7 protein-coding genes are annotated in these 14304 nt (G+C 63.5%); 2 read left to right on the forward strand and 5 right to left on the reverse strand.

Going from position 1 to position 14304, the window contains the following annotated elements:
- Positions 1 to 798: 798 nt before the first annotated feature.
- From ACFMO7_RS03600 to ptsP, 4 genes are all read right to left on the reverse strand, one after another.
- Entirely contained in the window at positions 799 to 1038 is a 240-nt protein-coding gene (locus tag ACFMO7_RS03600) for a hypothetical protein (RefSeq protein ID WP_376794164.1), read from the reverse strand.
- Positions 1039 to 2430: 1392 nt separating this feature from the next.
- Complete coding sequence (locus ACFMO7_RS03605; RefSeq protein ID WP_376794165.1) at positions 2431 to 3951, reverse strand: PTS fructose transporter subunit IIC; 1521 nt, start codon at positions 3949 to 3951, stop codon at positions 2431 to 2433.
- A gap of 324 nt (positions 3952 to 4275) precedes the next feature.
- Positions 4276 to 5229, reverse strand: a complete 954-nt coding sequence (gene pfkB, locus ACFMO7_RS03610; RefSeq protein ID WP_376794166.1) for a 1-phosphofructokinase — start codon at positions 5227 to 5229, stop codon at positions 4276 to 4278.
- Positions 5226 to 7700, reverse strand: coding sequence for a phosphoenolpyruvate--protein phosphotransferase (gene ptsP / locus ACFMO7_RS03615; protein ID WP_376794167.1), 2475 nt, complete (start codon positions 7698 to 7700; stop codon positions 5226 to 5228). Before ptsP ends, pfkB begins: the two co-directional genes overlap by 4 nt.
- Positions 7701 to 7993: 293 nt before the next feature.
- Here ptsP and ACFMO7_RS03620 point away from each other — a divergent pair, with 293 nt between their 5' ends.
- Together ACFMO7_RS03620 and ACFMO7_RS03625 are read left to right on the forward strand one after the other, a co-directional pair.
- The gene (locus tag ACFMO7_RS03620; protein ID WP_376794168.1) at positions 7994 to 8998 is read left to right on the forward strand and encodes a LacI family DNA-binding transcriptional regulator; all 1005 of its coding nucleotides are present in this window, start codon (positions 7994 to 7996) and stop codon (positions 8996 to 8998) included.
- Between the two features lie 74 nt (positions 8999 to 9072).
- Positions 9073 to 10389, forward strand: a complete 1317-nt coding sequence (locus ACFMO7_RS03625; RefSeq protein WP_376794169.1) for a formimidoylglutamate deiminase — start codon at positions 9073 to 9075, stop codon at positions 10387 to 10389.
- A gap of 272 nt (positions 10390 to 10661) precedes the next feature.
- Here ACFMO7_RS03625 and ACFMO7_RS03630 read toward each other — a convergent pair whose 3' ends face one another.
- Positions 10662 to 14024, reverse strand: coding sequence for a PDZ domain-containing protein (locus ACFMO7_RS03630; protein WP_376794170.1), 3363 nt, complete (start codon positions 14022 to 14024; stop codon positions 10662 to 10664).
- Positions 14025 to 14304: the final 280 nt, after the last annotated feature.

Here is a 14304-nt window from a genome sequence, read left to right on the forward strand (position 1 = left end):
AGACCTTCGCCAGGCGTGCAATATCGAGTATCGTGACTTTGTGGGCCATAGGTGTTTGCTTTTCGCCTCCGCTGCATGTGGAACATAACTGCCTCAAGGCAGGCAGGCCGGTGGAAACCTGCCTTCATGTCGTCTCTACTCTGCTTTGCTGCTCCGGGTTCCTGCTCTACTCCGTGAGAGTTGACAGGTGACCTGCTCCGGTTACCTGCTTACGAGATAAGTATACCGAAACGCTAGCATAAGCACAAGCATCCCGACGGTTCCATCCTGCCTGCTATTGTCCCACTCTTGACAATCAAAAACCTTCCAAATTATATACTTGCGTAATCGATTACGGTAACGGTTACGAAAAAGGGCACAGCCACGCGCCTCGCTTGAAGGACGGAGAGACGCACCGGGGTGAGCCGGAGAAGGTCGGAGAGCTAGCGTGGCCTGTGTAGGATCCCTTCCCTCCCTGCTCGGGCCGGGCTGGGTCGGAACAGGCGAGACGAGACGCGGCGCACGATCGGCCAGCCAGTCAGTCTGCTACCTCTCCGGAGAAGAGCGCGCGTGTCCGCGCCGGCTCATCAGCAAAGGAGGACCAGCAATGGCAGGGAAGTCTCCATCGCCGAGGGAAAGCCAACGCGGCTGAGCGAAGCTCCTGGCCGTTGCCGTGCTGCTGCTCCTCTGCCTTGGCAACGTTCCCGCGGTCGCGGCTCGGACGAAGGGCGGAGGGCCGCAGGAGACAGGACGGCAACCATCTCGGCGAGGGCTGCCATCCGCGTTCTTCCCCAGCAGGCGGCAACCCTTATTACCCCTCTAGCCTTTGACGTGAAGAATGCCGTCTGGTACGGCCATCTTCTCGACGCCCAGGTGCCTGCCCTTCTGCGGGCCGGCGGAGTACACGTCATGCGCTATCCAGGTCGGTCGGCCACTGATGTTTTTCAGTAGCAGAGCAACACCATCGAGCCAGACCAGGACAATGCTGGTCTCGTGACCTTTGACCGTTTCATGCAAGTTGTACGCCAGGTGGGGGGCCACGCCCATCATCAGCGTCAACTACGGTTCTGGAACACCCCAAGAGGCTGCTGCCTGGGTGAGGTACGCTAACATCACCCATCACTATGATATCAAATTCTGGGAGATTGGCAACTAAGTTTACCTCAACAGGACCTGTCAACGACTCCTGGCCCAGGCCAGGAGCTTGCCCGCGGCCTGATTAGGCCAGGCTTCAGAGCTGATTGACAGCAGTTCGCAGTTCACTGCCCCACAAGGCAGTCCAGGGTGTACGCCCGCGAATGTTCCGCACCACATTGACATTGGCCTGCTCCCCGTCCCCGCACTGGGGGGCGGGTGCAAAGGTGCCGGCGACGGCTTCCTCGTCGCCCTCAGCGGAAACAGATACGACGGGTATAGGCCGGGTCGACCTCCACGACGCGTAGCCCACGCTCCTGGGCCTGCTGCGCCGCCCAGGGCCGGAGCGCTTGCCCCCTGACACGCGAGCGGGTCCGGGGGCATCGGCAGCCGCTCGAAGGCCAGAACCGCCTGTGGCGGCGCCGACTGCACGAGCCGCTTCGCCACGGTCTGGGCAAAGGTCTGGGCGCGGTGCCGTTGCCGACGGCCGAGCCGTTTCAGCGCCCACCGGACACTCTGCTTGTCCCAGTGCTGGGCCTTGCGAGCCGCCGGCTTTCGCTACAGGCGCGCCCGCGGCCTGATGGTCCGGCGGGTCTGGACCTGCACTGCCTTCCCGCTCACACAGTGCCTCCGGTCCTGGCCATCCACAGCTCCCAGCACCTTGCTCTCGTTGAGATCACTTCCGACCACGCGGGCAGCCTCGGGATCCTCTGTTGGAGACCCGACGCCCCTGCCAGCGTGAGGGTGAGCCGCCCCACAAGCGGTCCCTTGCGCTCGATGGCTGTGAAACCCTCGATGGTCCTGGCCTGGGGGTCAGCCACTGCTGGAAGGGCGCTGGCACGATGAATGGAAGAGGCTTGTGTCCGGTGACGATCCAGAGCGAGAGGGTGCCCTTGACCTGCGTCCGACGGGGGGACAATGGCCGCAGGCGCACCGGGGCTGGTGAAAGCGCCAATGATTGCCATTTCTCCCTCCCTATTCTCTCACCGTGCTCGTGCTGCTCTTCTGGCTCGCATCTCTAAGGGCCTGAACGGCGGTCTGGCAGCCGGGCCGCTAGCTGGCTTTCGATAAAAAGGTGGCCGGCGCTCTCGCTGGCTGTCCCAACTGTCTGCCTGGCCTGTCTGGGAGGGTGCGAAGTCCCGGCATGACCGCGTGGAGTGGCTCCTCCCCCCTATTGACCCGCCAGGGGATGGGACAGGGCTGGCACTCTAGCAGGCCAACCGTCTCATCCCCTGACGCCGCCTCTGGTCCTCCTTGGTGCCCTTGACAGGCTCTACCCTGGCTGCTCCGGCTTGAGGTTGAGGGGCAACTTCTCGCTCAGGCCAGCGCCGCCTCCAGGCGTTCTTGCTCGACCGCGATGGGGCGCTTGAGCACGAAGAGCATGCCGGTGGTCACCAGCGTTCCCACCACGATAGAGAGCAGGTACTGTGGCAAATTACCGACCACGCCCGGGAGGAACATGACCCAGATCCCTCCGTGGGGCACGTGGAGCTGGCAGCCGAAGAAGGCCGAGAGCGCTCCAGTCACAGCCGAGCCGACCATGATAGAAGGAATGACCCGCAACGGATCGTTGGCGGCGAAAGGAATGGCGCCCTCCGTGATGAACGAGAGGCCCAGGACCCAGGCGGCCTTACCGGCCTCGCGCTCATCGGGGGTGAAGCGATTCTTAAAGAGCAGGGTGGCCAGAGCCAAGCCGAGGGGTGGCGTCATGCCGGCGGCCATTGCCGCGGCCATCGGCAGATAGACAGGATTATGGGGGTCGAGCAGCAGACCCGTTGAAAAAGCGTAGGCCGCCTTATTGACCGGGCCTCCCATATCGAAGGCCATCATCAGACCAATAATCAGGCCCAGCACAGCGGCGTTGGCCCCCTGCAGATCCTTGAGAGCGTTGACCAGGACCTGATTGAGCAGGGCCACCGGCGTGCCGATCACGTAGAGCATCAGCAGGCCCACGATCAGCGAACCGAACAGAGGCAGGATCAGTACCGGCATCAGTCCAGCCAGATTGCTGGGCAGGCGAATGCTACGGTTCATCCAATAGACCAGGTAGCCAGCCAGGAAACCGGCGATGATCCCACCCAGGAAGCCCGAGCCGGTCAGGCTGGCCAGAACCCCCCCGATCATGCCTGGGGCGATGCCAGGTCGATCGGCGATCGAATAAGCGATGAAGCCCGAGAGGATGGGCACGAAGAGCAAGAAGCCCGCCTTAGCGCCGATCACGAAGAGGGCGGCCCCCACCGACTGCAGGGGATTGGCGGTAAAGCCCGTAGTCAAGGTAGTCAGATTGGAGGTATCGTAGAAAGCGATACGATAGCCGGCGATAGCGAAGGCCAGGGCGATCAGGATTCCTCCGGCCACAACAAAGGGGATCATATAGGAGACGCCGGTCAGCAAGTGCTTGTAGGGACCACGCCGGGCCTGAGCGCGCGCTGCCTTGGCCTGTTGGACCCGGGCCAGATAGTCGCTGCCCTCGCCTGACTCGGCCCTGGAGGCGCCGCTTGCACTCGTGGTGGTCGCCTGGCGAGAGGCGGCCTCGGCCCGTGCGAGGGCCTCCTGAATGACGCTTTGGCCGTCCTTGATAGCGGCGCTGGTTGAGGTCTCATAGATCGTCTTGGCACCGAAGCGGCTCAGATCCACCTTGGTATCGGCGGCGATAATCACCACATCGGCAGCGGCGATCTCCTCTGGAGTCAAGGTATTCTGGGCCCCTACCGATCCCTGGGTCTCGACTTTGATAGTATGGCCCAGAGCCTCGGCCCCGCGCTGCAGGCCCTCAGCGGCCATAAAGGTGTGGGCAATGCCCGTAGGGCATGAGGTGATGGCTACAATCCGTGCCATTGCGAACTCCTTTGTGTGTGCTAGGCTAGGTGTAGACGAAACGACGCTGCTTCGTTGCTCGTAGATAGAGAGAGTTGGCACAACGCTCAGTCGCTGATCGGCCGATTGCCTGCCTTCCCGAGCTGTTCTGCGCCGGGGCGGACCTGACCTGACCAGTGGGAGAAGACTGGCCCGCTGGTGACCAGGCCAACTGGCGGCCTGGCCACCAGCAAGGACCATGCCGTCCGGTTGCCCAGCTCGCTGCTCACAGCCCAGCCAGCGCAGCGACTCAGCCTCCAGAAACGAGGGCGGGAATGGACCAGAATGCGGGCGCGAGAGACCAGGCTAGCCTTCCGCGGTCAGCAGGGCCAGCGGAGCGAGCTGCACGCGCTCGCTATAGCGCTCCAGTACAGACGGTGAGGGCAAGCTCCCATCGAGGCGCGTAATGCGGGCCAGGGCATAGGCCGTCGCCAGACGGGCTGTGGAGGCCAGATCGAGGCCCTTCAGCTCGGCCAGCACCAGGGCAGCCACCATCGCATCGCCGGCCCCGACCGTGCTCTCGACCGTCACCGCTGGAGGAACGGCCTGCAGAACCTGCTCGCGCTCCACAAAGAGCGCCCCTTGCTCGCCGAGTGAGACCACGACCCGCCGAATATCGTGTTGCAGCAGCGAGCGAGCTGCCTGGGCGATCTCAGTCAGGCTGGTCAACGACCGACCGACCAATTGCTCTAGCTCCGCGCGGTTCGGCTTAACCAGCGTAGGGCCGGCCAGAATGCCCTGAGCGAGGGCCTCGCCGCTGGCATCGAGGACCGTCAACCGGTCCAGAGCCTTCAGGCGTGCGATGAGCATGGCATAGAGGGAGCCAGGGACCGCTGGCGGCAGGGCGCCGGCCAACACGAACCAGCGGCACTCGGTGGCCAGTTCCTCGATGGTTTGCCAGAGCGCTGACAGCGCCTCCTCCGAAGGAGCCAGGCCCGGCAAATTGATATCGGTCGTCTCACGCCGTTCCTCGTCAACAATCTTGATATCGATGCGCGTCTGGCCTGGCAGACGCACAAAGGCGTCGCTGATCCCGCGCTCAGCAAAGAAGCGTTCGAAGAGGGCGGCATTCTCGTCTCCCAAGAAGCCCGTCGCCGTGACCGGGCAACCGCTGGCAGCCAGAAAGGCTGCCACATTAATTCCCTTGCCGCCGGCCTGTAGCAACATCGTCCGGGCCCGGTGGACATGGCCTGGCTTCAGGGTAGCCACCCGCACCGTCTGATCGATTGCCGGATTAAGAGTTACCGTGGCCACCTTCATAAGGCGCGTACCTCCTCTGCTGTGTGGCAGCGCAAAGCCCGTTGAGCCAACGTTTGCAGTTCGGCCAGCGAGCGGCTACGAATCTGGGCTTTGACCGTGGCCAGGGCGGGGATCGTCACGCTTAACTCTGAAACACCAAGGCCGACCAGGAGCGCGGCCCCCAATGGCTCGCTCGCCAGTCCGCCGCAGACACCGACCCACTTACCAGCGGCGCGCGCCGCCTCCACTGTGCGCGCGACCATGCGCAGGACGGCAGGATGAAGGGCGTCGGCCTGGCGGGCCAGCCGTGGATGAAGGCGATCCATGGCCAGCGTGTACTGCGTCAGATCATTCGTACCGATCGAGAAGAAATCGACCTCCGCGGCGAACTCCTCGGCCAGCAGGACTGCCGAAGGCACCTCGACCATCATGCCCAATGGCAAACGCGGCGCATTCAGTTCCTGCCGCACGCGCTCGGCATAGTCACGGGCCTGGGCAAAATCCTCCAGAGTAGCAATCATCGGGAACAGAATGCTGATCGGCCCACAGGCCGCAGCGCGATAGAGCGCGCGCAGCTGTGTCACAAAAAGATCGGGGTAGGCCAGACACAGGCGAATGCCGCGCAGGCCCAGAAAAGAGGAATCCTCGGCAGACAACTGAAGGTAGGGCACCTGCTTATCACCGCCGATATCCAGCGTGCGGATGATCAGAGGACGCCCATTCAAAGCACGGGCCATTGCGCAGTAAGCCGCGTACTGCTCATCCTCCGAAGGGGGAGCGGCCCGGCCCAGAAACAGGAATTCCGTACGCATCAAGCCGACGCCCTCAGCGCCGGCGTCCAGGGCCTGCGGAACCTCCTCAGCGCGGTTGACGTTAGCCGCAATCTCCACATGGTGGCCGTCGCGCGTCACCGCCGGAGCGAAACGCTGCCGCTGAGCCGCCTCCTCCTGCCGGAGCAGCCGCTCCTGGAGGGCGCGGGCCTCAGCCAGATCGGCCTCACTGGGCTTCACATAGAGGCGTCCATTGAAGCCGTCGAGAATAGCGGGCGTCCCATCGGCGAGGGCCAGCACCCCCTCGCCGGCGGCCACCACGGCGGGAATGCCCTGTGAACGAGCGATAATAGCCGTATGCGAGGTTGGACCGCCGCGCGCCGTACACAGTCCACGCACGATGTCCGGATCGAGGGCGGCCGTATCCGAAGGGGTCAGATCCTCGGCCACCAGGATCACCGGGCCACCGCTAGAGAAAGCCCCGGCAGGCTGACCTGATGTGGCCACTCCCAGCAAGTGGCGCAACACCCGCTCACCGACGTCGCTCAGATCCACTGCCCGCCCAGCCAGGACCGGATCATCGATCTGCTGAAGCTGGCTCACGCGCCTGCTGATGGCCTGCTGCCAGGCCCAGGCCGCCCCCTGACCGGCATAGATCAGACGCACGGCCTCCTGAATAAGCTCGGCATCCTGCAAGAACTCGCGATGAGCGCGGAAGATCGCCGCCCGGCTTGAACCGAGGCGCGTCCGCACCTCCTCGTAGATCCGGTCCAGCTCAGCCTGAGCGGCATCGAGCGCGCGCTGCAGGGCCAGGCCGTCGCTGGCGGGATCAAGCGGCTGATCGACAACCTCCAGCCGCTCACGACGGTAGCGCTGCAGGGGAGCGATCGCCAGGCCGCTGGAAGCCCCGAGGCCACTGTAAATGGCCGCCGCCGAGCGCGCAGCCCAGCGCAGTCCAGCATCTGAGGGAGACTCGTCGCGCGCTGGCGGCGGCTCCAGCTCGTCGCCCAGCCCAGTGGCGATAGCCGCCTGCAAGGTGGCCAGAGCCTGGGCTGCATCGGGACCTTCGGCGGAGACCCGAATCCTGGCGCCGCGCTCGGCCCCAAGCTGAAGCAGAGCAATCAGGCTCTTACCATCGGCGACACGCTCGCCATAGCGCACGCGAATGGCTGCCTGGAAGGCGCGAGCTAGCTCTACGAAGCGCGCCGCTGGCCGGGCGTGTAGCCCGGTACGATTCTGAATTACTGCCTCGAACGAAGCGGCATAGTCGGTCACGGCGCTGGGGACAGCGGGCCGCTCACCGGTGAGGGCCTCGATAATATCGCGGGGGTCAGTAGTCTGGATCAGGCGTTCGACAGCGGTCGCATCGCCAAGCACCCGTGTCAGCCGCCGCAAAGCGTCGATATGCTCGTCAGAGCGGGCGGCAATGGCAACAACCAGATGGACGATCTCACCGGGGTTCCAGGTCACGCCAGCGGGCAACTGCAGCACAGCGATCCCTGTGCGATGGATCAGCTCTTGATCGCGGGGCAATCCGTGGGGAATAGCAATGCCGTTGCCAAGATAGGTATTGGCGACCTGCTCACGCTGCAGCATACTGTCAATGTAGCCTGCCTCGATGCAGCCACTGCGCACCAGGAGGTCACCCGCCTGGCGAATGGCTCCTTGCTTATCTGCGGCCTGCGCCCGCAGCCGCACTTGCTGCTCACTTATGCGAATCATGGTTGCCTCCAGGGATAGGAGCCAGGGCACACACTCTTCTCTATTTGTAAACGATTACAATAAATTTGTCAAGTATCCCTCCTTGTGGCGCGGCCTGGAAGGCCAAAAAACTGGCCTTTTTGGCCGATAATGGCAGAGATTTTTGTAAACGATTTCAAGATAGTTACTGGAATGGCCGCATGGTGATATGCCGAGATACAAAATTGTGGTATAGTAAGATTCAAATCGACTGGAGTCAGGTCAGCCCGAGCAAGCGAAGCAAGGCAATCACAAGAGGCATTCGGAGAGCGTGCATGGCGAGCATCAAAGAGGTAGCCAGAGCAGCGGGCGTATCGACGGCCACCGTGTCGCGGGTGCTGGCCAACAGTCCCCACGTGCGTCCGGCCCTGCGCGAGCGAGTCTTGAAAGCCATCAAGGAGCTAGAGTATCGGCCCAATCTGATTGCGCGCAGCCTGCGTGCTCAGCAGACCACGACCATTGGCCTCATCGTCTCAGACATTCGCAATCCTTTTTTCACGGCTATCAGCCGGGCGGTTGAGGATACGGCCTACGAGGAGGGCTACAGTCTGATTCTCTGCAATACCGACGAGGATCCCAAAAAGGAGAGCATTTATCTCAATGTCATGCGCGATGCCAACGTGGCGGGGGTTATTCTCTCGCCGACCGGGCCGACGGCGGCGGGGCTGCGCGAGCTGGAAGCGGGCTTTGCGGTCGTTGTGATTGATCGCTCGATTCCTGACGCTGACGTTGATATGGTCTTACTTGACAACGTGGATTCGGCCTATCGTCTGACCAGGCACCTGCTGGATAATGGCTATCGGCGCATTGCCGCTATCTGCGGCGAGCGCAGTACCACCGGGAGGGAGCGCTGTACCGGCTATGAGCAGGCGTTGCGGGCCTATGGGGTGCAGCCGAGTGCCGAGCTGGTGCGCTTTGTGCCGCCGCAGATCGAGGCTGGCTATGCGGCTGCCCTGCGCCTGTTAGAGTTGGCCGAGCCGCCCGAGGCTGTGCTCACCACCAACAGTCTGCTGGCGGCGGGGGCTTTGGAGGCCATCCGTGAGCGGGGCCTGCGTATTCCCGAGGATGTGGCCCTGGTGACCTTTGATGAAACAACCTGGGCCTCGCTGGTGCAGCCGCCGATTACGCTCATCGAGCAGCCAACCTATGAAATTGGCAAAACAGCCACCGAGCTGCTGCTGCAGCGGGTGGCCGAGCCTGAGCGTCCGACGCGGCGGGTCATTCTCAAGGGCCGCCTGCTGGTACGCGGCTCGAGTGCTCCGCGTCTGCGTTGTGGTTGAGTCCTGTCTGAGGAGAAAGGGGGGGACGGCTGGCTGAGCGGAGCGCTGATCGAAGAAAGAGGAGGGTGCTGGCCATGCGTTACCTATGGCCTGAGTATGTCTACACGTCCCAGGGCTGGCAGAGCGATGTGCTGGTGGCCCTCGCCGAAGATGGGCGTATTGCTGGACTGCAGCCGCGGGTGGTCGCTGGCAGGCCCTTTGTTTTGCCTGCGGGGGCTGTGCTGGAGCGGCTGCCTGGTAAGGCGCTGCTGCCCGGCTTTGTGAATGTCCACAGCCATGTCTTCCAGCGCGCGCTGCGCGGTCAGGCTCAGCGGCCTGTCAGCGGGCGAGATACCTTCTGGAGCTGGCGCCAGGCCATGTATGCCGAGGCCCAGCGTCTCGACCCTGAGCGCCTCCGCGTCCTGGCACGGGTCACCTACCGCGAGATGCTGGCCGCAGGCTACACGACGGTCGGCGAGTTCCACTATGTTCACCATCGGCCCGACGGCCGGCCCTACAGCCCTCCGACCCTGATGGCCGAGGCCCTGCTGCAGGCCGCTCGCGAAGCGGGTATCCGGCTGGTGCTGTTGCTGGCCGCCTATATGCGCAACGACTTTGGCCAGCCAGCCTTAGAGGAGCAGCGTCGCTTCTGTGATCCCTCGCTGGCTGCCTATCTGGAGCGCGTTGAGGCTCTGCGCGCTCTGGGGGTGGCGATAGGGCTGGCGCCGCACTCGGTGCGGGCGGTTCCCGAGGACTGGCTGCGCGCCATCGCTGCTTACAGCCGGCAGCATCGCCTGCCGCTGCATATCCATGCCGACGAGCAGCCGGCGGAGATCGAAAGCTGCCTGGCGGCCTGTGGGTGCCGTCCAATAGAATTGCTGGCGCGCTGTGAGGTACTTGGGCCGCAGACCACTGTTGTCCATGCCACGCATGCCGATGGCAACGAGCTGGCCCTCCTGGCCGATTCGCGCACAACGGTCTGCCTCTGTCCCACAACCGAAGGCGACCTGGGCGATGGTATCCCGCCCTATCGTGAGTTGCGTGCCCAGGGCATTGCGCTGGCCATTGGCTCCGATAGCAATACGCGTCTGGATCCATTTGAAGAACTGCGCTGGGCCGAATATACGGCGCGCCTGCGCTATGGTCAGCGGCGCGTCCTGGTGACCGAGCCGGATGCCTCGCCAGGCCCCTATCTGCTGACCTGTGGCTGCGAGCATGGAGCGGCGGCACTGGGAGTTGAGGGTGGGCGCCTCGAAGCCGGTCGCCTGGCCGATCTGGTAGCGGTTGATCTGGAGCACCCTATGCTCCAGGGCTGGACCCCTGATAGCCTGCTCGATAGCCTCTTTTTCGGTGCCTCAGCGGAGGTCGTGGCCGCCGTCTGGGTTGCGGGAAGGCAGGTCTATACGCGCTGAAGACCGACCCTCCCTTGGGGCGGCGGAGAGAAGCCGCGCCGCGGAAGGTTCCTCAGTTGGAGCCTGGCGGCTCGTTTGCCAGGCCGCTCCCTGCCTGTGGGGCCTTCCTTCATGGCCTCTGATCCTGCGCGCTGGCCTGGTGCGGAGAGAGGACATCTGGCCGCCGTGAGCCGCGTCTGCTGGCAAGTCCGGAGCGGGACAGCAGTTCGCTCGTCAGCCGGGGGCAGAGCAGAGGAGAGGGCGACCGCCGTCCCGCAAGCCATCCAGCTCACTCAGTCGGCCGCCGTCTCCATATCGTCGGCGGGTGCGGAGTCGCTGCCAGAGGCGGCCTCCTCTCTTGGAGAAGAGCCAAACAGACGAGGGCGAGAGCGGCGCGGGCGTTCGCCGGGCTTAGGCTCCAGCAGCGGGTAGCTCTCCAGCAGGCGCAGGGCTTCTGCGACGGCGCGCTCTAGCTGGGGGTCATGGCCGGTGGCGTAGTCCTGGGGGGCGATATCCACCTCGATATCGGGATCAGTGCCGTAGTTCTCGACATTCCAGCCCACATCTTTGAACCAGAAAGCAAACTCCGGCTGAGTGGTACGTGTCCCATCGACCAGGCGATGGCGGGGGCTGATACCGATCACCCCTCCCCAGGTGCGCTTGCCGATCAGCGGTCCCAGGCCCATCAGCTTAAAGCAGTGGCTAAAGATATCGCCGTCCGAGCCGGCCTGCTCGTTGGTCAGGGCAACCATTGGGCCGCACGGCGACTCCGGTGGATAAGGAATCGGCTGGCCCCAGCGGGGGAAATCGTAGCCGAGGCGGCGACGAGCCAACTTTTCGAGCAGCAGCGGTGAGACGTGGCCACCCTCGTTCCAGCGTACATCGATCAAGAGGGCCGGGCGATCGTACTCACTGAGGTAGCTGCGATGAAACTCGGCGTAGCCTTCGGCGCCCATGTCGGGGATATGGATATAGCCGACCTTCCCCTCAGATAGCTCATGGACCAGGCGTCGATTGTGTTCAACCCAATCACGATAACGAGCGCGGCGCTCGCTGGCCAGGGCCTTCACCGTGATTGTGCGTACCTCGCCGGTGGTAGCGCTCTCGATCGTCAGCTGCACCTCGTTATGGGCTTGGTTGACCAGCAGCTCCTCGGGGCTGCGCCGGGCTCCCACGCGCTGACCGTTGATAGCCAGCACCGCGTCACCCTCAGCCACCTGCAAGCCTGGGGCCGTAAGAGGGGAAGAGGCGCGACTATCGGAGGGGTCTCCCCGTACAATGCGGGCGATGCGATAGCGCTCGCTTTCGGAATCGTAGAGCCAATCGACGCCCAGGAAGCCCTGGCGATAGCGTGGTCCGTGGCGATATTCCCCGCCCATCTCATAGGCATGGGAGGTGCCCAGCTCGCCCTGCAGCTCCCAAAGCAAATCGGACAGCTCCGAGCGCGAAGCGACCCGCTCCAGCAGAGGAGCATACTGGGCATGGACCGCCTCCCAATCGATGCCAGACATATCCTCATCCCAAAACTGCTCGCGTTGCAGGCGCCAGGCCTCGTCGAACATCTGGCGCCACTCGGCAGCCGGCTGCACCGAGACCTTGACACGGCTCAGGTCCAGCCAGCCCGTCTCTCGGCTGGCTCGCTCGCCGTTCTCGCCTTTAGGGGCCTTCTCACCGGCCTTAATGACACGCAGATGATGACCAGCGCGGTAGATCAGCATCCGCCCATCGCGGGCCAGCTCGAAATCGTCGACGCCATCGACCAGCCATTCGTACTTCTGGTTCTCCAGGTCGTAGCACTCGATGTGGCCGCGCGCGGGAGGGGTCTGGCCGTCGTTCTGATTATGCAGGGCGCCCTCAATCGGGAAGCTCAGAAAGAGCACCTTGCCCTTCAGGCCGCGTACCTTGCGATAGCGCCCTTCGGGGACAGGGAACGGCAGGACGCGCTCGCTGATCCCTTCCAGGTCGATAGTGATGGGCGCGGGCCGCCGCTGAGCCTCCTCGCCGCTCTCCTCCTCGCCCTCTTCTTTGCGCTCTCCCCGAGCAGCGGCCTCGCCCCCTGGGGGAGGAGTGCGCCGTTCCTCTTTCTCGCGTCCATTCGGCTGGGGGGCGCGTGGCTCCGGCGTAAAGGGTGAGCGCTGATCACGGCGCAGCATAATGGCGTAGGGCTTCACGCCCCGCGGGAAATTCAGGTCGAACTGCAGGGCGTCATAGACAGGGTTGAAGATGCGATAGCCCAAGAAATAGAGAAACTTCCCCTCGGGATCAAAGGAGGGGGCCACATCCCGCAGCAGCGGGTGCGTCGCAAAAGCCAGCTCGCCGCTCTCCAGGTGGCAGAGCTTGATGGCCGTTTGCTGGGGACTGGAGGGGAAGCTGTAGGCCAGCCAGCGCCCGTCGGGCGACCAGGCCACCTGCTCGATCTGGCCAAACGAACTGCGGTCAAGGAGGCGGGCCCGCCCCTCGACCAGATCGACAAGCAGTAGCTCGTTGCGATGATTGGTGATTGCTACCTCATCGGCTACCGGGGAGACCTCCAGGGTTAGGGCCCGCCCAAATTCGATCTCCGGGTAAAGACGAGGCTCAGCAGCGCTCTCTGGATCGAAGATCACCAGCGTTTCGCGTCCAGGAGCGTCGCAGATCGCCACCAGGCGACGCCCATCGTTGAGCCATTTCAGAAAGCGGTAGCGCACGCCGTCAGGCTCGCCGTGCTGAATGACCGGACCTTCCCAGTTCCCGAAAGAGAACGCCTTGCCGCGCGTCGTGAGGGCCACCATATGGCCCTGAGGGTGGAGGGCGTAGGTATCGAGATAGTGCGCTGCCGGGACGAACTTGCGATTGCGCTGCGGGCGCTGACTCGGGAGGAAGACCTCCAGGCGGCGCGTCCGCTCGCTGCTCGGGTCAAAGAGGTAGAGATCGGCCCCCGCGTGATAGACCAGGCGCAGACCATCGCTGGAAAGGTTGCGGGCGTAGAAATCTTCGTGATGGGTATGGCGGCGCAGATCCTCCCCCTCGGGAGTACAGGAATACACATTGCCGATCCCTTCATGGTCGGAAAGGAAATAGATGCGCTCTCCCACCCAGCAAGGAGAACTGATGTTGCCATCGATGCGCAACAGGCGCTCAAAGTGCCCCGTCCCCTCGCGATCACACCACAGGTGGCCGACGGTGCCGCCGCGGTAGCGTTTCCAATAGGCGGCCTCGCGAATGTTGCGCCCAAGGACAACCCCGCCTTTTGGCCCAAAGGAAATTTCGTTGGCGGCCCCATAAGGAAGCTGGCGCGGCAGGCCGCCGGCGGGACTGACGGCGTAGATTACCTCGTAGTGCTGGCTCATCTGAGCGGCGCTGCTGGCGTAGAGAATGGCGTCGCCCGTTGGGGTCCAGCCCAGGACTTTGCAGGGCGACGCCTGATAGGTCAAACGGCGGGCCGGGCCTCCTGCCGCCGGCATCAGAAAGACCTCGCTAGGACCCTCCTCGTGGCCGACAAAGGCCAGTTGGCTGCCATCGGGCGAGAAATGGGGATGGCTGATCGCCCCCGCCCCCGCGGTTAAGCGCTCAGCCCGTCCTCCCTCGCTCGAAACAAGCCACAGGTCATCTTCAGCCACAAAGACAATTTGGTCGCGGTAGATCGTAGGAAAGCGCACATATCCCTGGGAAGGCATACTCTCTCCTTTAGTTGGATCAGAAGTCAATCGCTGCTGAGTCCCCTCAATGACAAGAGCATGGCGTCTAACGCCTTTGCCATATTATATGAGATGAACTATGCTGCTGTGCAGTAGTAGAGAGACTCTAGTGACGCTGCTAGAAGCATTCTAGCATAGATTGCTTCAATTGTCGAGTTTTAGCTGAGAGACGAACGACCAGGCTCGCGGGCGGCCTGCAGCTCTCGTCCGGATCCCCTGATTGAAAGGAGATGGGGCGAGGTGGGCCGCTGGCCGGGAA

The organism is Thermogemmatispora sp. (assembly GCF_042408735.1).
Taxonomy (GTDB): Bacteria; Chloroflexota; Ktedonobacteria; order Ktedonobacterales; family Ktedonobacteraceae; genus Thermogemmatispora.